This is a genomic window from Bifidobacterium sp. LH_449 (genome assembly GCF_056356755.1).
Genome location: NZ_JBKEUV010000005.1, coordinates 36,634 through 59,885, shown reverse-complemented (window position 1 = coordinate 59,885; position 23,252 = coordinate 36,634). Strand labels below are relative to the sequence as shown.

Here is a 23,252-nt window from a genome sequence, read left to right as displayed (position 1 = left end):
TACCTTGATTTTAAGGGGGTTTTGGTGAACCAGATTGATTCCGAAGCCGTTGTTTTTACCCCGCAGGATGCCGTGCTCGTGTTAGAGGACGGACAAGTGTATGTGGGCGACCCCTACGGCGCGATCGGTACGACCAGCGGGGAGATCGTTTTCGCAACCGGCATGACCGGCTACCAGGAAACGTTGACTGACCCCAGCTACGATCGTCAGATCGTGGTGCAGACGTTCCCGCATATCGGGGACACCGGAATCAACAAGGAGGATCCGGAATCCTCCCGAATTTGGGTTGCCGGTTATGTCGTGCGCGAGCCCAGCCCGAATGTGAGCAATTGGCGCGCGACCGGAAGCCTTGATGACGATCTGATCGCCGATGGCATCGTCGGCATCAGCCGCATTGATACCCGCAAACTGGTACGCCACCTGCGTTCCGCGGGCGTGATGCGCGCCGGCATCTTCTCCGGCGACGCGCTGCTGGATGAAAACGGCAAGCTGCGCGGCATCGAATCGCTGCTCGACGAAGTCAAGGCCACCCCGCAGATGAAGGGCATGAGCCTGTACGACGAGGTCAGCACGAAGGAAACCTACGTCATCGAACCGTGCGGCGAATATGAAGGCAAGGAGCCGCTGTACACCGTGGCCGCCGTCGATCTGGGCATCAAGGCGATGACACCGCACCGCATGGCCGAGCGCGGCTGCCGCGTGCATGTCGTGCCGTCCACCATCACCTTCGAGGAAATCCAGCAGCTCAACCCGGACGGCGTGTTCTTCTCCAACGGCCCGGGCGATCCGGAACAGGCCGACCCGGAAGTCGAACTGCTGCGCAAGGTCCTCGACGCGGGATATCCGTTCTTCGGCATCTGCTTCGGCAACCAGCTGCTCGGCCGCGCATTGGGCTTCGGCACATACAAGCTCAAGTTCGGCCATCGCGGCATCAACCAGCCCGTCAAGGACGTCACCACCGGCAAGGTCGAAGTCACCGCGCATAATCACGGCTTCGCCGTGGACGCACCGATCGGCGACCCGGTGCCCGCCCCGTTCGAAAACGGCAAGTACGGCAAGGTGTTCGTCAGCCATATCGATTTGAACGACAATGTGGTCGAAGGCCTGCAGTGCGTCGACATCCCGGCGTTCTCCGTGCAGTACCATCCGGAAGCCGCAGCAGGACCGCATGATGCCGCCTATCTGTTCGACCGTTTCGTGGAACTGATGCGTTCCGCCAAGGAGGGAACCGCCAATGCCTAAGCGCACAGACATCAAGTCCGTAATGGTGATCGGCTCCGGTCCGATCGTCATCGGCCAGGCCGCGGAATTCGACTATTCCGGCACCCAGGCCTGCCGCGTCCTTCGTGAGGAAGGCATCCGCGTCATCCTGGTCAACTCCAACCCGGCCACCATCATGACCGATCCGGAGATGGCCGACGCCACCTATATCGAGCCGATCTCCACGCCGATCCTCGAACAGATCATCGCCAAGGAACGCCCGGACGCGCTGCTGCCGACCCTTGGCGGACAGACCGCATTGAACGCCGCCATGGCATTGGGCGAGGCGGGCGTGCTCAAGAAGTACGACGTCGAGCTGATCGGCGCCTCCCTTGAAGCCATCGACCGCGGCGAAGACCGTGAACTGTTCAAGAAGGTCGTCGACGAGGCGGGCGCGGAATCCGCACGCTCCTTCATCGCGCACTCCCTGGAGGAATGCGACCGCATCGCCGACGAACTCGGCTATCCGCTTGTCGTGCGCCCGAGCTTCACGATGGGCGGTCTCGGCTCCGGCATCGCGCACAATGAGGAGGAGCTGCACCGCATCGCCGGCGCGGGCATCCACTATTCTCCCACCGATGAGGTGCTGATCGAGGAAGGCATCGAAGGCTGGAAGGAATTCGAGCTCGAACTGATGCGCGACCGCAACGACAACGTCGTGGTCGTCTGCCCGATCGAAAACGTCGACCCGGTCGGCGTGCACACCGGCGACTCCATCACCGTCGCCCCGGTGTTCACCCTCACCGATCGCGAATACCAGAAGCTGCGTGACATCGGCATCGCCATCATCCGCGGCGTCGGCGTCGATACCGGCGGCTGCAACATCCAGTTCGCGATCCATCCGGAAACCGGCCGCATCATCGTCATCGAGATGAATCCGCGCGTGTCCCGTTCCTCCGCCCTGGCTTCGAAGGCCACGGGCTTCCCGATCGCCAAGATCGCGACCAAGCTGGCCTTGGGCTATACGCTGGACGAGATCCGCAACGATATCACGCAGTCCACTCCGGCGTCCTTCGAACCGACGATCGACTACGTCGTGACCAAGGTCCCGCGTTTCGCCTTCGAAAAGTTCCCGGGCGCAGATCCGCGTCTGACCACGTCGATGAAGTCCGTCGGCGAGGCCATGGCATTGGGCGGCAATTTCCAGGAATCCCTCGGCAAGGCGATGCGTTCGATCGACAAGCGCCATATGGGCTTCAGCTGGGACGGCGACAAGCCGACCTCCGACGAGGTCGCCGAGCTGCTCGAAGCCATCAAGATCTCGACCGAAAACCGCTACCTGCAGCTGCAGCGCGCCATTTGGGGCGGAGCGACACTGGAGCAGCTGTTCGACGCCACGAAGATCGATCCGTGGTTCCTCAAGCAGTTCTTCCAGATCAACGACACCGCGATTGAAGTGCAGTCCGCCGAAAAGCTCACGATGAAGCTGCTCAAGAAGGCGAAGCTTGCGGGCCTGTCCGATCTGCAGATCGCGCATCTGCGCCATCTGGGCGACGAAGGCGAAAACACGATTCGCGAACTGCGCTGGACCTACGGCCTGCGTCCGGTGTACAAGACCGTCGACACCTGCGCCGCGGAATTCGACGCAGTCACCCCGTACTACTACTCCTGCTACGCCGACGAAACGGAACTGCGCAAGCGTGAACGCGAGGCCGTGATCATCCTGGGCTCCGGCCCGAACCGCATCGGCCAGGGCATCGAGTTCGACTACACCTGCGTGCATGCCGTGCAGGAGCTCGGCAAGGACTATGACACGATCATGGTCAACTGCAATCCGGAAACCGTGTCGACCGATTACGACATGTCCGACCGTCTGTATTTCGAGCCGCTCACCTTCGAGGACGTGCTGGAGATTTACGAGGCCGAGAAGAAGATGGGCCCGGTCAAGGGCGTCATCGTCCAGCTCGGCGGACAGACCCCGCTGTCCCTGGCCGCACGACTGAAGGCCGCCGGCGTCCCGATTCTGGGCACCACCCCGGAATCCATCGATCTGGCCGAAAACCGTGAGCTGTTCGGCGAAGTGCTGCGCAAGGAACGCATGAACGCCCCGCGCTACGGCACCGCGCTGTCCCTTGAGGAGGCCCGTACCGCCGCACAGAACATCGGATACCCGGTGTTGGTGCGCCCGAGCTATGTGCTCGGCGGCCGCGGCATGGAAATCGTCTACGACGACGCACAGCTCGAAAAGTACGTCAACCGTGCACTGGCCGAAGCCCAGGCCGACACCGTCGTGTCCGGCCGTCTGCCCTCGCCGCTGCTGATCGACAAGTTCCTGCAGGACGCGGTCGAAATCGACGTCGACGCTCTGTTCGACGGCGAGGAGCTGTACATCGGCGGCATCATGGAGCATATCGAGGAGGCCGGCGTGCATTCCGGCGACGCCGCCTGCACCCTGCCCCCGAGCACGCTGTCCGATGACCAGATCCGCCGTCTGCGCGAAGGCACCTATGCCATCGCCAAGGGCTGCGGTGTGCAGGGCCTGATCAACGTGCAGTACGCCTTCATGGCCAACACGCTGTATGTGATCGAAGCCAACCCGCGCGCCTCCCGCACCGTGCCGTTCGCATCCAAGGCCACCGGCGTGGCGCTGGCGAAGGCCGCCGCCCGCATCATGGCCGGCGAAACCATCCAGCAGCAGCGCGACAACGGCCTGCTTCTGCCGGAAGGCGACGGCGGCATGATCCATCCGGGCCAGCAGGTCGCCATCAAGGAATCCGTCCTGCCGTTCAAGCGTTTCCGCACCCCGGTCGGCAAGACCGTGGACGTGCTGCTCGGACCTGAAATGCGCTCCACCGGCGAAGTCATGGGCTTCGACCGCGACTTCCCGCACGCATTCGCCAAGAGCCAGCTCGCCGCATACGAGGGCGGCCTGCCCACCGGCGGCAACGTGTTCGTTTCCGTGAACGATACCGACAAGCGCCAGCTGCCGTTGATGGCGGCCCGACTGGTGGAGCTCGGCTTCTCGCTGTGCGCCACCGAAGGCACCGCCTCCGTGTTGCGACGCTACGGCATCGACGCGAAGATCGTCGACAAGATCAGCACCCGCATCGATTCCGATCCGGACGAGCCGGTCGTGATCAAGCATGCGGAAGGCAGCATCGGCAAGAACGTCGTACAGCTGATCGAAGAAGGCAAGATCGACATGATCCTGAACACGCCGAATTCCCGCGGCTCCCGTTCCGACGGCTACGCGATCCGCGCCGCCGCCATCGCCGCCGATCTGCCGCAGTTCACGACGATCACCGAATTCTCCGCGGTGCTGATGGCTATCGAGGCCGTGAAGAATAATGATTATCAGATCATGAGCATCCAGGAGCATTCCGCGCAGATGTTCGGCGGGGAAAGGTCGTAAGACTGATGATTAGTGACCTCAGCAGCGAAGAGATCCAAGCCCAGCGTTCCGATTTCGGATTGCGTCTGAGCAATTCGATGGCCAAATACGGGCCGTTGTGCGTCGGCATCGACCCGCACAGGAAACTCCTCGCTGACTGGGGCTACAACGTCGATGCGCAGGGCGCGGAACTGTACGCCATGCGCATGCTGCAGGCGGCGAACGGACGCGCCGCCGCGGTCAAATTCCAATCCTCGATGTTCGAGCGCTACGGATCCAAAGGATTCGCGGCGCTCGAACGAGTCCTCTATGCGGCACGCCAGATGGGCATCATCACCATCGTCGACTGCCTGCATGGCGGCCTGTCCACAACGATCTCCGCCATCGCCGACGCCTATTTCAAGCCGGATGCGCCATTGCTGGCCGATGCGATCACATTGCTGCCGTATTACGGCGCCCGCTCACTGGAAAACGTCATCAATGACGCCCTGAACAACGGGCGCGGCGTTTTCGTGGCGTCGCTGACTTCGAACCAAGCCGGTGCCAGCCTGCAGACTGCGATACGACAAACCGGCGAATACAAGGGCAAGACCGTGGCCTACGGCATCGCCAGCACCGTGCAGAAATTCAACAACGACATTGAAGGCATGGGGTCGGCGGGGCTGATCATCGGCGCCACAATCGGCCAATGGATCAGCGACAGCGCCGTGGACCCGACCAAATTCACCGGTCCGATCCTTTCCCCCGGCTACGGATGGCAGGGCGCGGAAGCCAAGGATCTGAAAACGGTATTCAAAGGCACCAAAGGCAACGTTCTGGTCACCGTATCGCGCTTCATCGCCGCGCACGGCCCGGATATCTCGTCGCTGTGCCAGGCGACGGAATCCATCGCATGGGACGTGCAGCAGGCTTTGATGGAAGCGACCGAAGCGGCGGAGCAGGATTCCGGCGACTGATCGTTGACGGAATGCCGATTGCGCCGGCCATGGCGCTGGTTTCGTCGGTGGATCGGCATGTATGCGGCGTAACGGCATGGGTATCAAGAAAAGGAATGATATGCAGCACACTCCAAGCGGCGGGCGGCTCATCGTATTAAGCGGTCCGACGGCGGTCGGCAAAGGCACTGTGGAGTCCAGGCTCCTGGAACGGCATCCCGGGATCTGGGTATCCGTTTCCGCCACCACGCGTGATCCGCGCCCCGGCGAAATCGACGGCGTCGATTATCGGTTCATGAGCGAAGAGGAATTCCTCGCCAAGGAACAGGCGGGGGAGTTCCTCGAGACCGCGGTCGTGCATGGCATGGCGCATTATGGAACGCCATTGGCCCCGGTGCAGGAGCATCTGAAGAACAACGTGCCGACCCTGCTGGAGATCGACCTGCAGGGAGCGCGCCGCGTTCGACAGCGTGCCGAAGAATTGGGCCTTGACGTGGTGTTCGTGTTCATCGCGCCGCCAAGCTTCGACGAATTGGTGCGCCGCCTCACCGGGCGCGGCACCGAAACGGAGGAGCAGCGCGCGAAGCGATTGGAGACCGCGAAGGTCGAAATCGCGGCCGAGCCGGAATTCGACGTGGTCATCGTCAACGAAACCGTCGACCGGGCCGCGGACGAATTATGGCAGGTCATCGCAAAGGAATACGGGCTGGCGGAATGACGGTCTCCATCCGACCGTACGAACGGATTCGCGGATGGCGGGTGCGCATCAGCAGGATTTTCGGCTGATGCGCACCCGCCATCCGCGTTTATGCCTTCGCGACATCCGTTGGATCGGTCGGCGGGCTTCCGTCGACCGAAAGCATCAGCAGGCCTGAACTGCAACGATAATGGGGAGACCCGCAGCGCTGCGGATCTCCCCATCTCTCTTCTTCTCTTTTTGACGGCAGAGGCGATCTTCACGGATCGCGTCCATCGCCAAAAAATGTTCGGGTCTCTCAGGCGAGACCGGACAGGCGGTCGATCAGCTCCGGATCGCGCGTCGCGCCCTTGTCGGCGGAACGGGCGAACGCGGCGTACGCCTTCAGGGCCTGAGACACCTTGCGGTCACGATGCGCCACATAGCCGTCTCCGGCTTCCAGTTCGGCGCGGCGCGCGGCCAGCTCGTCATCGGTCAATTCGACGTTGATGGTGCGGGAGGGAATGTCGATGTCGATCATGTCGCCGTTCTTGATCAGCGCAATCGGGCCCTTGTTCGCGGCTTCCGGGGCGACATGGCCGATCGACAGACCGGAGGAGCCGCCGGAATAACGGCCGTCGGTGATCAGCGCGACTTCCTTGCCGATGCCCTTGCCCTTGACGAAGGAGGTCGGGTACAGCATCTCCTGCATGCCCGGGCCGCCCTTCGGCCCCTCATACCGGATGACCAGAGCCTGGCCGGGCTTGAGCGTGTCGTTCAGGATGACCTCGATGGCCTGTTCCTGGGATTCGACGACCAGCGCCGGACCGTGGAACTTCCAGATCTCCTTCGGCACGCCGGCGGTCTTGACGACGCAGCCGTCCGGGGCGAGGTTGCCACGCAGCACGGCCAGGCCGCCTTCGGTCACGGCCGGATGGTCGATGTCGTGGATGGCGCCGTTCACGCGGTCGCGGTCGAGCGAATCGGCAAGCGTGGTGTGCGTCCAAGGGTCGGGGGAGACGATATGGCCCGGAGCGGCAAGGTAGAACTGCTTCGCCTCTTCGGTGCAGGTGTCGCGCATGATGTCCCAGTCGTCGAGCTTGGCTTCCAGCGACGGGTAGTCGATGGAATGCACGTCGCGGTGCAGTTTGCCGGCACGGTCGAGTTCGCCGAGAATGCCGGTGATGCCGCCGGCGCGATGCACGTCGGAGATCTCCCATTCGCCGGACGGCGAAGCCTTGCAGATGCACGGCACGGTATGGCTGATGCGCTCGATGTCGTCAAGCGTGAAGTCCACGTCGGCGCTCTGCGCCATGGCCAGGATATGCAGCACGGTATTGGTGGAGCCGCCCATCGCCACGTCCATCGTCATCGCGTTTTCGAAGGCGTGCTTGGTGGCGATGGAACGCGGCAGCACGGATTCGTCGTCTTCGTCGTAATAGCGATGCGCGATGTCGACGATGGTCTTGCCGGCGCGTTCGAACAGGTCCTTGCGGTAGGTGTGCGAGGCGAGCACGGTGCCGTTGCCCGGGAGGGCCAGACCGATCGCCTCGGTCAGGCAGTTCATGGAATTGGCGGTGAACATGCCGGCGCAGGAGCCGCAGGTCGGGCAGACGGTCTTCTCGTAGGCGAGCAGATCGTCATCGGTCAGATTGTCGTCTGCGGAGGCGTACATCACGTCGATCAGATCGGTGTTCTCCTTCACGGTGCCGTCGGGCAGCACCGTCGTGCCGGATTCCATCGGGCCGCCGGAGACGAACACGGTCGGAATGTTGAGGCGCAGCGCGGCCATCAGCATGCCCGGCGTGATCTTATCGCAGTTCGAAATGCAGATCAGGGCGTCGGCGCAGTGCGCGTTGACCTGGTATTCGACGGTGTCGGCGATGATGTCGCGGCTCGGCAGCGAGTACAGCATGCCGGTATGTCCCATGGCGATGCCGTCGTCGACGGCCATCGTGTTGAACTCACGCGGGATGCCGCCGGCCTTCTTCACGGCCTCGCTGACCAGACGGCCCACCTTGTTCAGATGAACATGGCCCGGCACGAATTCGTCGAAGGAATTGGCGATGGCCACGATCGGCTTGCCGAAATCCTTTCCGTCGACGCCGGCGGCGCGATACAATGCGCGGGCGCCGGCAAAGATACGTCCATTCATCAATTTTGCAGATCGCATTTCCATGGCACCCATTCAAGTCGCTTTTCATGGGATGATGGAAGCGATAGCCACATAGTGGGATGTATGCGTGATACGCGAATGCCCTATGGGTAAGTCGCGTCATGTGGGTATACTTACGAGGTTGGAAAAGAAGCCTTTGAAGCTTTACGAGGATTGGGAGACAATCACTATGGCATTCGGCACTGAGCCCACCCCCACCGGACTTGCGGATCCGCCCATCGACGATCTCATGGAACATGCTGATTCGAAGTATGCGCTGGCCCTGTTCGCGGCCAAGCGTGCACGTCAGATCAACTCGTACTTCACCCAGCTCAATGAAGGTCTGCTGCAGAACGTCGGCCCGCTGGTCGAGTACAAGAACCAGGAGAAGCCGCTGTCGATCGCATTCCGCGAAATCAACGAGGGCCTTCTTGAGGAGACCCTCGGCGAAGACGATCTGAGCGAAGGCAACTGATTCCTTAATTTCCAGTCTTTCGACGATCGGCGCCATCGTGCGCGCATGCAGGCGGATGCAGGCAATTGCAGGCGCGGAAACGGACGAGGCCGATCACATGTGCGTGTATACGAAACGCCCCGATACCTGAGCGGTGCGCCTGATAATAGCGTTCGCATAGGTGCGGGGCGTTTCGTATGAGGCGCGGACGATCCATCCGATTCGTCAGACCAAACCCATCGGTCCAATTTCATCAGCCCGCATTCCAGCGCACGCTGGCGGACGGCACAACAGTAAGGCAGGCATCATGGCAGAACGCAAGCTTATTTCCGCCGAATCGGTGACGGAAGGCCACCCCGACAAGGTATGCGATCAGATTTCCGACGCGATCCTGGATGACATGCTTCGTCAGGATCCTCATTCGCATGTCGCCGTGGAGACCTCGGCCACAACCGGCCAGTTCTTCGTGTTCGGCGAAGTGACCAGCGAAGGCTACAGCGATATCCAAAGCATCGTCCGCGACGTCGTCCGTCGTATCGGATACACCAGCTCGACGGTCGGTCTCGACGCCGACTCCTGCGGCGTGCTGGTCGCATTGACCGGGCAGAGCGCCGAAATCAATCAGGGCGTGGAACGCCTCAACCACGAACAGGAGTCGCTCGCCTCGCGTGAGGAACGCTATGAAGCGCAGGGTGCGGGCGATCAGGGCGTCATGTTCGGCTATGCCACCGACGAAACCGATGTGCTGATGCCGCTGCCGATCCATCTGGCGCATCGTCTGGCGCATCGTCTGGCCGAAGTGCGCAAGAACGGCGAAGTGCCGCATCTGCGACCGGACGGCAAAACCCAGGTGACGGTCGAATACGACGAAAACGACAATCCGATCCGACTCGACACCGTGCTGGTCTCCACCCAGCACGATCCGCAAGTCGACCAGGCCTGGTTGAAGGACCAGCTGACCGAACACGTCATCAGCCCGGTATTGGACGACGTCCTCGCCGACCGCGTGGAATACGACGACTACCGCGTGCTCGTCAACCCGACCGGCTCCTTCGTGCTGGGCGGCCCGGCCGCCGACGCCGGACTCACCGGCCGCAAGATCATCGTCGATACGTACGGCGGCGCCGCACATCATGGCGGCGGCGCCTTCTCCGGCAAGGACCCGAGCAAGGTCGACCGTTCCGCCGCCTACGCGGCACGCTGGGTCGCCAAGAACATCGTCGCCGCGGGGCTGGCGCACAAGGTGGAAGTGCAGGTCGCCTACGCCATCGGCGTGGCCGACCCGGTCAGCATCAACGTGGAGACCTACGGCACCGAATGCGAAGGCATGACCCGCGAACGCATCCAGCAGGCCGTGCGCGACGTGTTCGACCTGCGTCCGGCCGCCATCATCGACGAGCTTGACCTGAAGCGCCCGATCTACGCGCAGACCGCCGCATACGGCCACTTCGGCCGCGTCGACGTGGAATTCCCGTGGGAGCGCACGAACAAGGTCGAAGCGCTGAAGGCCAGCATCGCCCAGTGACGTCCGGCATCCGCCGACGGTATGCTGGACGGTATGAGTACGATGGACGCCGAACAGCTGGCGCTTGACGGGCTGGCCCCGCGCAAGCGCCGCAAACGCGCGCCCGCAGAGAAGACACCGGCCCCGCATCTGCCCATCGCACAAGTCGTATTGGATGTGCAGGCCACCCACCTGGGACGTTCCTTCGACTATCTCATCGACGAAAAGCAATCAGACGCGGCGCTTCCCGGCACCTTGGTGCGTGTCCGCTTCGGCGGGCAACGGCTGAACGGCGTGGTCTGGAATCGCGTCGAGAAAAGCGATACGCCATCATCCGCACTGCGCTATATCGAACGCGTCATCACGCCCAACGCACTGGTCACGCAATCCATGCGCGACGACGTCACCGCAATCGCCGACGCCTATGGCGGCACCCGCGCCAACATCCTGCGCATGGCGGTGCCGCCGCGCGTGGCACGCGTCGAACAGGAACAGCGCAGCGTCATGGCGATGCCGCGCGATCCCGAAAGCCGTCGCCGACTATGCGGATACGCCGCCGCCGACCGGTTCAACCGCGTCTCCATCAACTATGCGAACGCGTCCCTGCTGCGCGACGCATTGCAGGACGGCGGCTTCCAGGCGTTCGTGTTCAACCCCCTGCCGGGCGCCGGCCAATGGCAGCATGACCTGGTCTGGATCGCGGCCGAGGCGCTCGCGGCAGGGCGCGCCGTGGTCATCGAACTTCCCGGCATGCGCGAAATCAACGATGTGATGCGTGAATTCATCAAGGCCGGACTGCGTCCCTTCGCGCCGGTGACGCCGCCGAACGGCCGCGGTCACGCTGACGGCAGTGCCGGCGATCCCGCCGGAAATCCCGTCGGAAAGCAGGTCGGATACGACGGAGACGTCGCCGTTCTGACGGCCGCAATGCCGCCGGCGGAGCGGTATCGCGCATATCTGGCCGTTTCCACAGGGCAGGTGCGTTGCGTGATCGGCACGCGCGCCGTCATGTATGCGCCGGTCGAAGGGCCGGCTTTGTTCGCGGTCGTGGATGACGTCGCCTACCAGAATGCGGACGGCATGATGCCGTATGCGAATGCGCGTGGCGTCATGCGGTTGCGCGCCAAAACGCATGACGGCGTCTTCGTCGCGATGTCGAATGCGCGCAGCGCGATCAGCCAGACGGAGTGCGTCGGCGGGCATGCGATGGCGGCGCCGGTAAGCGGATACAGCACCCTGATCAAACCGTTGCCGGCCGTCGCAAAAGAACGCAGCCCCTGGGTCCGATGGCTTAACCGCGAGGAGCTGGCGCGTCTGAACGATTCCAGCCTTGGCACGCGCGTTCCGCAGACCGCCGTGCGCGCATTGACGAAAGCGTTGGAACGTGGCCCGGTATTGTTGTCGATTCCGCATGACGGCGTCACCGAAACCTTGAGCTGCTCGCAATGCCATCGCCAGGCGCGGTGCCCGCGGTGTGCGGGACCCCTGGAACGCAGGCGCGAAGGCGATGTGCGATGCCGTTGGTGCGGCGCCGCGACCGTGCAGTGGGAATGCCGGGGCTGCGGCAACGATCGCATGCGCGTCGTGCGGGTCGGGGCCGCCGGCACCGCGCAGGAGCTGCGCGGATTGTTCCGCAACGCTCCGATCGTCATTTCGACGCCCAACCAACCGCGCGGCATCGTCGAGGAAGTGGCGTACGCGCCGATGATCGTCATCGCCACTCCCGGCGCCGAGCCACGCGTGCGCGGCGAACGTCCGGACGGCGGCGAATACAGCGCCGTAGCCATATTGGATGCGTGGACGAGCCTGTATGCGCTTGGCATGGATGCGCGCATCGATACGCTGACGAATTGGATGCGCGTCGTCTCATTATGCGCGCCGCGGAACAGAGGCGGGCAGGCCTTGCTGGTCGGGGAAAGCGACGCGATACTTGCCGAATCGTTGATGCTGTGGGATTCCGGGCGTCTTGCCGCTCAGGAATTGCAGGAGCGCGCGGAAACGGGGTTGCCGCCGGCCTTCGCCGCCGCCTGCGTGTGGGGGCAGCGCGAGGCGGTGCGATTGCTGCTGCGGCGCATCGGCGTGCTCGGCGGCGAATGGGCGACGGTACAGGGGCCGGAGGGCGCGATGCCTGCCGTGCTCGGCCCTGTTCCGATTCCGCCGCCGAATACCGTGGACGCCCGCGAATTGGAAGGCACGGATGACCGCGTCAAAGCCGTGGTGCGCGTGGCGCCGTCGCGTCGTGCCGAATTGGCGTTGCGGCTTCGGCGGGAAAGCGCCAGACATTTCGCGGCACGCGAGCCGGGGGAGCTGCGCTTCCAGCTGGATCCGAAAGATCTCATCTGAAGACGTCACGCTCGTCGCCGTGCCGTGAAACGATGGATACGAATACGATTCGGCATGATGCAACGGAGGAACGATGAAGGGTTGGCCGGGAGAGCCGGATATGGAATACGACGTGCTGGTGTCTGACGACGCGGCCGCAGCCAATGCCGGAAAGCCGATCACGGATGTGATTTTCGATTTCGGCAATGTGCTGATCTATTGGGAGCCGGGCGCCGCGCTGCTGCCGCGCTACCGTCAGGAAACCATCGACCGTTTCCTCGACAATGACATTTCCGGTTTTTACGATGCGAACGACATGATGGACGGCGGCGCGACGCAGCGTGAGGCCATCGCCTGGATGCGCGCCACGCACGGCGACCAGTGGGCCGACATGCTCGAATATTATGTGGCGAACTTCCGCGACACATTGACGGGCATCGTGCCGGGCGCGCGCGTGCTGGTCAAGGACCTGAAGGAAGCCGGCATCGGCGTGTGGGGCCTGAGCAATTGGGAGAAGGAGATGTTCTCCGAAGCCGAACGCCAATGCGACATCCTCGAGGATCTGGACGGTCGCCTCGTGTCGGGCTTCGTCAGGATGCGCAAGCCGCATAAGGAAATCTACGAACGCGCATTGCAGGAATTCGGCATCGCCGCGGAAGGCGCGGTCTTCGTCGACGACAAGGCCATGAACATCGTGGGCGCGAACAAGGCGGGCATTCGCGGCGTGCGTTTCAGCGACCCGGTGAAGCTGCGCGAACTGCTGATCGGGAAAGGCGTTGGCATTCCGGCACTGCAATAGCGGAGCGCCGCGGAAATTCCGCCGATCCGCATGATGTTGCCGGATGATTGGATGGTGAAGGAGCGAGGAATATGCTGAAAGTCCTTTTTGCAGGCACTCCGGAAGTGGCGGTGCCGTCGCTGCGCGCGCTGGCCGTGGACGGCGAGCGTTTCGAGGTCGTGGCGGTATTGACCCGTCCCGATGCGCCTACGGGCCGCGGCCGCAAACTGATGCCCAGCCCGGTGAAGCAGGCCGCTGTGGAATTGGGGCTGCCCGTCATCGAATCGGATCCGGGGGAGGAAACGTTCATCGCGGAATTGGCCGCCACAGGCGCGCAGGCCGCCGCAGTGGTCGCGTATGGAAAGATCCTGAAGCAGGATGTGCTTGAAGCGCTGCCGATGGGCTGGTACAACCTGCATTTCTCCCTGCTGCCGTTGTGGCGTGGCGCGGCTCCGGTGCAGCGTTCGATCTGGTCCGGCGACGATGTGACCGGGGTCAGCGTGTTCCGTATCACGCGCGGCATGGACGCAGGCCCGATCCTGGCGCAGGAGACCGTTCGCATCGGCGCTCATGAGACGGCCGGGGAACTGTTGGGCCGTCTTGCCGAAGACGGGGCGCCTCTGCTGGCCGCATCCCTGCTGGGCATGGAGGAAGGCCGGATCATTCCGAGCGAACAGCCGCAAGGCGTGTACGAGACCGCCGCGAAGATCACCGTCGAGGACGCGCATATCCGATTCGATGTGCCCGTATTCGCCGCCGACCGTCAAATCCGTGCGTGCACGCCGAATCCTGGGGCATGGTGCACCTTGCATAACGGCGATGACGAGGCGACGTTGCATGTGCTGCGCGCACAGCCCGCCGATATGACGAATCCGAACGCGCCCAAGGAACTGGCCGCCGGCGTATTGCAGGCCGGCAAGAAGAACGTGTGGGTCGGCACGGCCAGCGAGCCGTTGGAACTTCTGGAAGTCAAAGCGCAGGGCAAGAAGGCCATGCATGCCGCCGACTGGGCCCGTGGAGCGCGTCTGGCCGAAGGCGCGTACTGCAATTGATCACGTTCGAAAGCGGTTCGGGACGGTTCCAATCGAATCGGCGTGAACCGCTTTCACCATATTTGCGCATGGATTTCATAGGACGCGTAATCAGGAAGACCGTACGTCTCAATGGAGAACGGCCGTGTTCCGCCTGCGGGCGGCCAATCGACGAAAGTGCCTTGACCGCCGATGATGGATCCGTCGGCGTCTCGTAGAACCAATGACACATTTACCGATGATGATGATTCCCTCAGCTTCGCATTGTCCTGACTGATGCTGATGCGTCCTGTGAAGGTTATGCCGTCATCGTCAGTGACGATTTCCTTCGTATCGGAAACAGCGAACACCACGGCGTCCGTTGAAGTGTCCAGCTCATGGGATTGTGGGTCGAGTATGACGAAATCCACACGTGCCGGGGCCACGCCATCCCCGGCCAGACCGCTGAAATATGTCGTCTGGCCGGCGAAGGCATAGTTCAGCACCTGCGTATCCGAAAATATGATGCCATCCTGGTCATCGTATCCGGTGATTTCTATGGAGGGGAATTCGACATTGACCGAATCGCTGGTGTTGCGCAAACCCACCGCGTAGTTTACGAAACCGTTTTCCGCCGACCATCCGGTCTCCACCAGCTCCAGGGGATTGCCCGTTGCGACGGCGTCGTCATCCGGCACGGTGCCGTCCTTCGCTTCACTGTCCTTCGTCTCGTCGTTTTTCGCTTCACCGTCTTTCGGCATGCCGCCGGCGGTGTCAGCGGTATCGGGCGATGCCTGCGACGACGCATCGCCCTGCCGTCCGGAATCGAAAAGGGTGCTTGCGCGGTCTGAAAGGAACGGGACGCCGGTCGTCGGCACCGTCGCCAATACGACGACGACAAGGAGTGCGGCGACGGCGACGACCATGACGCGCACGGCATGATGTGGCGGAACCGCAGTGGTCTTTCGCGCGATCCCCATGCCGTTGTCGCGGTTCTGCATGGTACCGTACCCGGTCTCGTAGATGTCGCGGCCGGATCTGAGCGCTTCCAGCAGATCGTCGGCGCTCTGGTACCGTGCGCTCGGCTCGAATGCGCATGCGCGCCTGATGATCGCATGCAGATCAGACTTATCCGCCAATGTCCCGTCCAGCGCGGATTCGTAATGCTCGGCATCTGGGAACACGCCGGTCAGCATGGTGCCGAGGATTCTGCCGATGGAATACACGTCGGAGCGCACATCCGTGCGGGCGAATCCGTATTGTTCCGGGGCGGCGAAACCGTATGTCCCCAAAATGGTGGTGTCACGGTCGCCGTGCGATTCGTGGCCGAGCTCACGGGCGATGCCGAAATCGATGATATGCGCGCCATCATCGGCGACGATGACGTTTGCCGGCGTGATATCGCGGTGAAGGATGCCGGCATGATGCACGGCAAGGATCGCCTCGCAGATCTGCATGGTCAGAGCGACGGCTTCATCGACGCCGATCGCGCCATGGTCGTCAAGATATTGCGACAGCGTCTCTCCCGGCACGTACTCGATGATGACCGCGAAGCAATCGGGAAGCTCATACATGGCCGCCACATGGGGGATGCGGTCGCATCCGAGACCGTTCAACGAGGCCCATACGGAACGCCGGGCCAGAGCCGAAGGGATCTTCTTGCGGACGAACGGCCCGACGCCGTCGATGGTCACCAGTTCCGTGACGCCATATGGTCCGCGAGCGAGCGTACGTTCGACATGATAGGCGTCATCGATGTCCATCGCGTGCATGGCCTGGGAATCGTTCACGGCATCGCCTTCGTGTCTGCTTCGGGTGTGTCGCCTGCGGCGTCGTCATCGTTGCGCAGCGTCGGTTCGCCCAAACGACGCAGTTCGTCTTCGGTCGCGTTCAGATCGAAACCGTTATTGACGCACCAGATGATGATCGCGTCGCGGCGTCGTTTGCACCACAGCTCATTCGTTCCCGCGAGGCGGAGCAGACGCTGCGTTTCGCGCAGATCGCAGTTGAGCCCGATGGCGAGCATCAGCGCATGTTCGCGTCCTGGCCGGCTTTTGCCCGTAAAGATGTCGTAGACGACGGTGGCGTTGATGCCCGACTCGCGTGCCAGCACGGAACGTTTCATATGCTGGCGATCCAACAGCTGCCAAAGATAATCCTGCAGGCTGTGTTCCTCGAACTGCCCCTGAGCCAGATAGGAATCCACATCGTCGCTTTCCAACAGCCGCTCCAGCAGCTCTTCGGTCAGATGCTTGTCGAACATGGTGGGCCTTCCTGCATGATATTGGCGGTGCGTCGACGTCCGCCGTTTGTTTCGAGGAGACGGCAACAGCGACCACATCATATCGGATGCCCTGCATGCGATATTCAGTCGGCGGCTGAGGCCGGATTCACTTATTCCAACAATAATGGCGTCATTGACGATGTCGATACGGCAATGATATGCCCTGTCCCTCGTCGCCGTATCCATCCTGCGTCCACGAGAAAGGGGACTGCAATGAAGAAGTCGTTGGCGTTTCTGTGCTCTTTTGCCTTGGCGGCGTCGCTTGCGCCTGCGGTACGGGCAATGATGCGTCGTCGGTGAATGCTGCCGCGGGAAGCGCGTCGGAGAGTGCCGTCGAAAGATCAGATAATACGAAGCATGATCAAGAGAAGACGAAGAAGGATCAAGAGAAGGATGCAACGGCAATGCCGGTAGAGGCGTCCTCCCTTGACGAGCTTGAAACCGAAATCATGTCCTATGTTGATGGACAGGTCGCGCAGATGAGGGCCGATTACGATACGTTGGTCGCGAAGATCGACGGTTATGACGCGTATACGGCCAACGTCGAACAGGTGCAGGGATACTACGATCAGGTATTGGCCGGCACATCGGACATATGCCTGCAATTGCGTCAGTACGCGATTGATTACGCGAATCTTGCCAGTTCCCTTGGCGAGGATTTCGATGACCAATATGACGATCTCGAGGGCATATACGACGTCATCTACGATGATGCCGCCGACGAGGTGTATGACGGCATCTATGATGATCTGTCATCCGATCTTTACGATCAGTTCTATGATGGCGTAGTGTCGGACGGCAACGATCTGGTGCCGTACGACGAGTGGTCCGACGCCAGTTCCGAAGCATATGACATGTGGTCGGACACGATGTCGGATGTATACGACGAGTGGTCCGACGCGGAATCCGACATCTACGATTTCTATTCGGATGTGCAAGGCGACCTGTACGACAATGATTCGGAGAAATTCGACGAGCATGTCGCCGAATTCCAAGCTGATGTAGATGCGTTGAAGCAGGAAGCCGCATAACCTGAACCACCCGTTCAGACGGAGCCGCTGTCCGGTCGGATCGCTCTCGTCTGACGGTTTTGGTCGCTGTTTTCGGCGTGTTGCGGTCAAAACCGTCAAGGGAAGGTGGTCGTGCAGCGGAATGTCATGCGGAACGTTGCTTTCCCTGACGGTTTTGGTCGCCAACCTCGGCGTGTTGCGGTCAAAACCGTCAGAGGGGTTGGTCTGCGCGGCGGGGTGTTGTGCAAGGCGTTGCTTTCCCTGACGGTTTTGGTCGCGACACGCCGTTGTGTGCGGTCAAAGCCGTCAGAAGAAGGTGGTGCGGGCGGCATTCGGGGTTTAGTCCAGCAGATCCAGCACCAAGGAAAGGTCGCGCCGGTCGATGGTGCGGGCGGCGGCGGCCTTGGTGCGCGGTTTGGCGCAGAAGGCGACGCCGAGGCCGGCGGCCTGGATCATGGGGATGTCGTTCGCGCCGTCGCCTACGGCCACGGTCTGCGACATCGGCAGGTCCTCCGCCCGCGCCCATGCGCGCAGCGCATCCAGTTTGACCTGCTTGGTGACGATACGGCCCATCGTGCGGCCGGTCAGCCGTCCGTCGACGACTTCGAGACGATTCGCGATCCAATGGTCGAGATTCATGTCGGCGGCGATCATATCGACCACTTCGTGAAAGCCGCCCGACACCACGCCGACCTTCCAGCCGTGCGCATGCAGCGTGTCGATAAGCGTCCGCGCGCCCTGAGTCGCATGCAGCGAACGGTGCACGTCATTGAACACCGAAGCGGGCAACCCTTCCAATAAGGCGACGCGTGCGCGCAAGGCCTGCTCGAAATCCAATTCGCCGTTCATCGCGCGCGCGGTGATGCCGGCGATGCGTTCGCCGGCTCCCGCCGCTTCGCCCAACTCGTCGATGACCTCCTCATCGATCAGCGTGGAATCCACATCCATCACCAACAGTCCGGGCCGAGCCAGCATCGGGCGCGGCCGGCTCTCGTCAAAGGCTTGCAACGTTACTTCAGGCATGGTTCCGATTGTCGCAACGCTTTCCGACAATCGGAACCATGGATTCTACGGTATCGGCAAACACCGCCGATGAAATGGCTGAAGTCAACGACCGATTGCGTGCGAAGAACCATGCGTTGGCGCAGGCGTTGAATCGTGCCGGGAAGGAACTGGCGAAGGCCAAGGCGCAGCTGACGCAGCTCGCCCATCCGCCGATGAGCTTCGCCACGATGATTCGCGTCGACTCATGCCGCACCGACGAACAGGGCGTGCAGCATGCGGCGGCGGAGATCGTATCCGGCAACCGCCGTCTGATCGTCCCCGTCGCGGCGAATCTCCCGGCCTCCCGCCTGGAGCCGGGCCGTACCGTATTGCTGAACGAAAACATGGTCTTGGTCGAACAACGCGACCATGAAACCGTCGGCATCGTGCGAACGGTCAAGCAGGCGTTCGACGATGGCCGGCTGCTGGTCGCCGATACGGGCGGCAACCTCACCCTGGTGCGGCGCGCCTCGGCGCTCGCCCACACGTCGTTCAATCCTGCCGATCGCGTGATCGTCGACGCTTCGGGGCGCATCGCACTGGAGGCGTTGCCGGGGGAGAACGACGCCGATCTGGTGTTGGAAGAGACTCCGGACGTGTCCTTCGACGATATCGGAGGATTGGACGAGCAGATCGAACGCATCCGTGACGCGGTGCAGCTGCCGTTCCAGCATCGGGCGCTGTTCGAACGGTATCATCTCAATCCTCCCAAAGGCGTGCTCCTGTACGGGCCTCCCGGCAACGGCAAGACGCTGATCGCCAAGGCCGTGGCGCACGCCTTGTCGCAAGGCGACGGCAAAAGCGGCCAAGGCGGCGTGTTCCTGTCGGTCAAAGGCCCGGAATTGCTCAACAAGTTCGTCGGCGAATCCGAACGGCTCATCCGTCTGATCTTCCAACGCGCGCGCGAACGCGCCGAAGAAGGCCGGCCCGTCATCGTGTTCATCGACGAAATGGATTCCCTGCTGCGCACGCGCGGTTCAGGCATCTCGTCCGATGTGGAAACCACCATCGTCCCGCAGTTCCTCGCAGAACTCGACGGCGTGGAACGACTGGACAATGTGATGGTGATCGGCGCGTCCAACCGCATCGACATGATCGACCCGGCGGTATTGCGCCCGGGACGTTTGGACGTGAAAATACATGTGGAACGTCCAGGCGCGGCGCAGGCGCAGTCCATCATCCGCCACTATCTGACCGACGACCTGCCGTTGCTGGAAGGCCTGGACGCCGATGCGCTGGCCGCCATGATGGTGGAGGACATCTATGATGAAACGTCAAGCCGAAGCCTGTGCGACGTATGCGACGAGCACGGCCATTGGGAAACGCTGCAGCTCGCCGACGTCGTTTCCGGCGCCATGCTGAAGAACATCGTCGACAGGGCGAAGACCAAAGCCGTCAAGGCGTCCATCCGCATGGGCCGGCCTGTGGCCATCGACGCCGGACTGCTTGCGGATGCGGTGAACGAGGAATTCGATGAGACACGGGATTCCGTTCTGGACGCCGATGCGGAACAATGGGGGCGGATCAACGGATTGGACGCCGGACGGATCACGCGCATACGCGCGCATCAGGCCGAAACCAACAGTCAATGACGCATCGACGATGCATCGATACCATATCAGAACCGCAGGCAGCGGCGACAAAGAAATCCAAGCAGTGAAGGAAACCGATGAGCGTACGTCGAGTGATGGGCACCGAAACCGAATATGCAGTCTCCAGCCCGGACGGCCAGCCATATAATCCGGTACGTCTGTCATTCGACGTGGTCGCCGCCGCAGCCACGCCCGAAACGCGGCATATCCGATGGGACTACCGTCAGGAGGACCCCGTCAACGATGCCCGCGGCATCCGCATGGAACGCGCCGCCGTACATCCCGACATCCTCACCGACGCGCCGCAGCTGAACATCACCAACGTCATTGCCCCCAACGGCGGGCGCATCTATGTCGACCACGCGCATCCCGAATACTCCGCGCCGGAAACCCGCGACCCGTTCGAAGCGGTGGCCTACGATCACGCCGGCGATCTGCTGATGCTGCAGGCGGCAAGCAAGGCCAGTGAGGAGACGGGCCGGCCGATCGAACTGCACCGCAACAACGTGGACGGCAAAGGCGCCAGCTGGGGCACGCACGAAAACTACATGATGCGCCGCAGCGTGCCCTTCGACGACGTGACCAGACTGATGACCGCGCATTTCGCCACGCGCCAGATCTATACGGGATCCGGACGCGTCGGCATCGGCGAACACAGCGAACAGGCGGGCTTCCAGCTAAGCCAGCGTGCGGACTACTTCCACATGAAGGTCGGACTGCAAACCACATTCGACAGGCCGATCGTCAACACGCGCGACGAATCGCACGCCACGGCCGACCAGCGCCGACTGCACGTCATCGTCGGCGACGCCAACCGTATGGACACGCCGCAGATACTCAAACTCGGCGTCACCAGCATGCTGCTCTGGCTGCTCGAACACGCCGATGAGGCGGGAATCGACCTGAACGAACTATGGCCGCGCATCCTGCCGGCCGATCCGGTCGAAGCCATGCACCTGATCTCGCATGATCTGACGCTCGGCGCGGAATTCCCGCTCGCAAACGGCGATCCGGCCACGGCATGGTCCATACAGGTGAATCTGCGCGCCACCGTCTACGCGGCGGCGGCGATCGTCTACGGCGTCAATACGAAAGGCGACCCGGCATGGCCCGACCGTTCCACGGCCAACATCATGGCGATGTGGGGGCAGGCGCTCGCCGACATCGCCGCGATCCGCCACGCCGACAACGACGCGCGACTGGGCATGGCCAACGAAGCCTCGCGTCTCGAATGGCTGCTCAAATGGCAGCTGATGGAACGGCTGCGCCGCAAAGCCGGATGCGAGTGGGATGATACGCGCATCCGCGCGCTGGACCTGTCCTGGGCCGCCCTTGATCCGGCGAAGTCGGTATGGGAGCGTCTGCGCGCCGGCACGGAGCGTGCGATCGGCGACAAGGAGACGCAGAAGGCCGCAGCCGAAGCCCCCGCCGATACCCGTGCGTGGATGCGGGCCCGGATCGTGAACCGTTTCGCGCGGGAAGTCGTCGCCGTATCCTGGACGCATGTGACGGTGCGTGACGAACGTTCCGACAGCGGGACGCTGACCCTTGACATGTCCGATCCGCTGGCCTTCACGCGGCAGGCGGACATCGGGGACGCCGCACATAGCGCGGCCGATATGCTCGGCATGCTCGGCGCATGATGCCGGGGCGCATCCTGTCGCGTATCCCGTGGCGCGGCATCGCCTCGCAAAAAGCGCCATGCGGCGCCGTTGTGCGATCTCGTCACAAGGCGAACGCACGTAAGACCATATGCGAACGGTCACATGTGACAGTCGTGTGTAACATCTGCTCGTAACATTGCCGCGTAACATTCAGTCGGGTAAAACATCATCTGTTTCGGATAGAATGAACCTAGTTGATGGAGAAGAACGGACGAGAAGCCACGGATGCAGGAAGGCGTTGCGGCTTGCAGGAACATGAAGCCGGCCTGCGGGGCCGGCGCACGATGAAGACCGGGATGAAACAGGAATAAGAGGAACCATGACACAGGAACTACGCGCAATCGCATTGGAAGCCGCACGCATCATGCAGGATGCCGGCAAGCACGCTTTGACCGAACAGACGAATCCGCGTGATATGAAAAGCCTGCAGCTTTCGGAGGACCACCTGCATTTCACCTCCGATCTGGACAAGCGCCTGAACCAATTCATCAGCAATCGACTGACCTATATCGACGTGTTCGACGGATTCTGGCAGTTCCGTCCGGAGGAGCCCCATCCCGGCGAACGGTACTGGTGCGTCGGAGGCATCGACGGCGTGATCAATTTCGCCCGTAACATGTCCGAATGGACGATCACATTGACGTTGTTCGAATTCAACGAAGAGTGCTCCGCACAGCCGATCATCGGCATCGTGCATGCCCCGGGCCTGGGATTGACCTATCTGGCCGTCAGGGGCAACGGCGCGATTCGCATTCGCAGGACGCCGATCGGCGATAAGCGTGAGAAGATCATGCCGTCGACCACGCCGCATCTGGACGGATCAGTCATCAGCTTCGGCATGTCGTATGTGCAGGACGAATCCAAGCACACCCTTGACGTGGTCGGTCAGATCGCGGGCAAGCCGGCGGACATCAAACGCGTCGGACCGGCCTCGTTGGACCTGTGCAAGGTCGCGGACGGCACGTACGACGCCTATTTCGAATCGAATCTGCACAGTTGGGATGTGCCTGCCGTATCCGCGGGCGCCATTGTGATCTGGGAGGCTCAGGGAACGCTGCGCACGTGGAACGGCGGCACCGTCCACTGGCGCCGCGAAAACGATGTGGTCGCAACGAACGGCATCATCGACGACGAGTTGTGCGCCTATCTGCGCTGATGCAGGCGCAGGCCGATGCCGGCGCGCATGCCGGTATCGGCGGCCCGGAAAACACGTCCGAGAATCAGGAAAGGGAT

General features: G+C 62.3%; 17 protein-coding genes. 13 read left to right on the top strand and 4 right to left on the bottom strand.

From position 1 onward, the window contains the following. The first annotated feature begins 24 nt into the window (after nt 1–24). From carA to gmk, 4 genes are all read left to right on the top strand, one after another. The gene (gene carA / locus AC1AX7_RS05490) at nt 25–1,242 is read left to right on the top strand and encodes a glutamine-hydrolyzing carbamoyl-phosphate synthase small subunit (protein WP_476509090.1); all 1,218 of its coding nucleotides are present in this window, start codon (nt 25–27) and stop codon (nt 1,240–1,242) included. Then, complete coding sequence (carB, locus tag AC1AX7_RS05485) at nt 1,235–4,612, top strand: carbamoyl-phosphate synthase large subunit (RefSeq protein WP_476509089.1); 3,378 nt, start codon at nt 1,235–1,237, stop codon at nt 4,610–4,612. Before carA ends, carB begins: the two co-directional genes overlap by 8 nt. Nucleotides 4,613–4,617: 5 nt before the next feature. Next, complete coding sequence (gene pyrF / locus AC1AX7_RS05480) at nt 4,618–5,547, top strand: orotidine-5'-phosphate decarboxylase (RefSeq protein WP_476509088.1); 930 nt, start codon at nt 4,618–4,620, stop codon at nt 5,545–5,547. Between the two features lie 100 nt (nt 5,548–5,647). Next, entirely contained in the window at nt 5,648–6,244 is a 597-nt protein-coding gene (gene gmk / locus AC1AX7_RS05475; protein WP_476509087.1) for a guanylate kinase, read from the top strand. Nucleotides 6,245–6,521: 277 nt separating this feature from the next. Here gmk and ilvD read toward each other — a convergent pair whose 3' ends face one another. Continuing rightward, nucleotides 6,522–8,381 carry a dihydroxy-acid dehydratase gene (gene ilvD / locus AC1AX7_RS05470; RefSeq protein ID WP_476509086.1) on the bottom strand — a complete coding sequence of 620 codons (1,860 nt, stop codon included), beginning with the start codon at nt 8,379–8,381 and terminating at the stop codon, nt 6,522–6,524. A gap of 166 nt (nt 8,382–8,547) precedes the next feature. Between ilvD and rpoZ the strand changes: the two genes are divergently transcribed. From rpoZ to fmt, 5 genes are all read left to right on the top strand, one after another. Beyond that, entirely contained in the window at nt 8,548–8,832 is a 285-nt protein-coding gene (rpoZ, locus tag AC1AX7_RS05465) for a DNA-directed RNA polymerase subunit omega (RefSeq protein ID WP_476509085.1), read from the top strand. Nucleotides 8,833–9,118: 286 nt separating this feature from the next. Further along, entirely contained in the window at nt 9,119–10,336 is a 1,218-nt protein-coding gene (gene metK, locus AC1AX7_RS05460) for a methionine adenosyltransferase (protein ID WP_476509084.1), read from the top strand. A gap of 33 nt (nt 10,337–10,369) precedes the next feature. Beyond that, a complete protein-coding gene (locus tag AC1AX7_RS05455; protein WP_476509083.1) occupies nt 10,370–12,658 on the top strand; it encodes a primosomal protein N' in 2,289 nt (762 codons plus the stop codon). Between the two features lie 73 nt (nt 12,659–12,731). Further along, complete coding sequence (locus AC1AX7_RS05450) at nt 12,732–13,436, top strand: HAD family hydrolase (RefSeq protein ID WP_476509082.1); 705 nt, start codon at nt 12,732–12,734, stop codon at nt 13,434–13,436. Nucleotides 13,437–13,507: 71 nt separating this feature from the next. Next, on the top strand, nt 13,508–14,467 hold the full coding sequence (fmt, locus tag AC1AX7_RS05445) for a methionyl-tRNA formyltransferase (protein WP_476509081.1): 960 nt from the start codon (nt 13,508–13,510) through the stop codon (nt 14,465–14,467). Nucleotides 14,468–14,520: 53 nt separating this feature from the next. Here the strand turns inward: fmt and AC1AX7_RS05440 are convergent, their stop codons facing one another. Beyond that, nucleotides 14,521–16,215: a serine/threonine protein kinase gene (locus tag AC1AX7_RS05440; RefSeq protein ID WP_476509080.1), complete on the bottom strand. Its 1,695-nt coding sequence runs from the start codon at nt 16,213–16,215 to the stop codon at nt 14,521–14,523. Continuing rightward, on the bottom strand, nt 16,212–16,688 hold the full coding sequence (locus AC1AX7_RS05435; protein WP_476509079.1) for a helix-turn-helix domain-containing protein: 477 nt from the start codon (nt 16,686–16,688) through the stop codon (nt 16,212–16,214). Before AC1AX7_RS05435 ends, AC1AX7_RS05440 begins: the two co-directional genes overlap by 4 nt. Nucleotides 16,689–17,113: 425 nt before the next feature. On the opposite strand from AC1AX7_RS05435, the gene AC1AX7_RS05430 reads away from it, so the two are divergent. Further along, nucleotides 17,114–17,740: a hypothetical protein gene (locus tag AC1AX7_RS05430; protein WP_476509078.1), complete on the top strand. Its 627-nt coding sequence runs from the start codon at nt 17,114–17,116 to the stop codon at nt 17,738–17,740. Nucleotides 17,741–18,058: 318 nt separating this feature from the next. Here AC1AX7_RS05430 and serB read toward each other — a convergent pair whose 3' ends face one another. Further along, nucleotides 18,059–18,742 carry a phosphoserine phosphatase SerB gene (gene serB / locus AC1AX7_RS05425; protein WP_476509077.1) on the bottom strand — a complete coding sequence of 228 codons (684 nt, stop codon included), beginning with the start codon at nt 18,740–18,742 and terminating at the stop codon, nt 18,059–18,061. A 38-nt stretch (nt 18,743–18,780) separates the two neighbouring features. On the opposite strand from serB, the gene arc reads away from it, so the two are divergent. The 3 genes from arc to AC1AX7_RS05410 all read left to right on the top strand — a co-directional run bounded on the left by arc (nt 18,781) and on the right by AC1AX7_RS05410 (nt 23,175). Then, entirely contained in the window at nt 18,781–20,355 is a 1,575-nt protein-coding gene (arc, locus tag AC1AX7_RS05420) for a proteasome ATPase (RefSeq protein ID WP_476509076.1), read from the top strand. A gap of 77 nt (nt 20,356–20,432) precedes the next feature. Beyond that, nucleotides 20,433–21,998: a depupylase/deamidase Dop gene (dop, locus tag AC1AX7_RS05415; RefSeq protein ID WP_476509075.1), complete on the top strand. Its 1,566-nt coding sequence runs from the start codon at nt 20,433–20,435 to the stop codon at nt 21,996–21,998. A 340-nt stretch (nt 21,999–22,338) separates the two neighbouring features. Further along, nucleotides 22,339–23,175, top strand: coding sequence for an inositol monophosphatase family protein (locus AC1AX7_RS05410; RefSeq protein WP_476509074.1), 837 nt, complete (start codon nt 22,339–22,341; stop codon nt 23,173–23,175). The last annotated feature ends 77 nt before the right edge of the window (nt 23,176–23,252 follow it).

What these genes read in the sequence shown, in the direction of transcription:
- carB (WP_476509089.1), top strand. Translation starts at nt 1,235, where the DNA reads ATGCCTAAGCGCACAGACATCAAGTCCGTAATGGTGATCGGCTCCGGT.
- pyrF (WP_476509088.1), top strand. Translation starts at nt 4,618, where the DNA reads ATGATTAGTGACCTCAGCAGCGAAGAGATCCAAGCCCAGCGTTCCGAT.
- gmk (WP_476509087.1), top strand. Translation starts at nt 5,648, where the DNA reads ATGCAGCACACTCCAAGCGGCGGGCGGCTCATCGTATTAAGCGGTCCG.
- ilvD (WP_476509086.1), bottom strand. Translation starts at nt 8,381, where the DNA reads ATGGAAATGCGATCTGCAAAATTGATGAATGGACGTATCTTTGCCGGC.
- rpoZ (WP_476509085.1), top strand. Translation starts at nt 8,548, where the DNA reads ATGGCATTCGGCACTGAGCCCACCCCCACCGGACTTGCGGATCCGCCC.
- metK (WP_476509084.1), top strand. Translation starts at nt 9,119, where the DNA reads ATGGCAGAACGCAAGCTTATTTCCGCCGAATCGGTGACGGAAGGCCAC.
- AC1AX7_RS05455 (WP_476509083.1), top strand. Translation starts at nt 10,370, where the DNA reads ATGAGTACGATGGACGCCGAACAGCTGGCGCTTGACGGGCTGGCCCCG.
- AC1AX7_RS05450 (WP_476509082.1), top strand. Translation starts at nt 12,732, where the DNA reads ATGAAGGGTTGGCCGGGAGAGCCGGATATGGAATACGACGTGCTGGTG.
- fmt (WP_476509081.1), top strand. Translation starts at nt 13,508, where the DNA reads ATGCTGAAAGTCCTTTTTGCAGGCACTCCGGAAGTGGCGGTGCCGTCG.
- AC1AX7_RS05435 (WP_476509079.1), bottom strand. Translation starts at nt 16,688, where the DNA reads ATGTTCGACAAGCATCTGACCGAAGAGCTGCTGGAGCGGCTGTTGGAA.
- AC1AX7_RS05430 (WP_476509078.1), top strand. Translation starts at nt 17,114, where the DNA reads ATGCCGGTAGAGGCGTCCTCCCTTGACGAGCTTGAAACCGAAATCATG.
- serB (WP_476509077.1), bottom strand. Translation starts at nt 18,742, where the DNA reads ATGCCTGAAGTAACGTTGCAAGCCTTTGACGAGAGCCGGCCGCGCCCG.
- arc (WP_476509076.1), top strand. Translation starts at nt 18,781, where the DNA reads ATGGATTCTACGGTATCGGCAAACACCGCCGATGAAATGGCTGAAGTC.
- dop (WP_476509075.1), top strand. Translation starts at nt 20,433, where the DNA reads ATGAGCGTACGTCGAGTGATGGGCACCGAAACCGAATATGCAGTCTCC.
- AC1AX7_RS05410 (WP_476509074.1), top strand. Translation starts at nt 22,339, where the DNA reads ATGACACAGGAACTACGCGCAATCGCATTGGAAGCCGCACGCATCATG.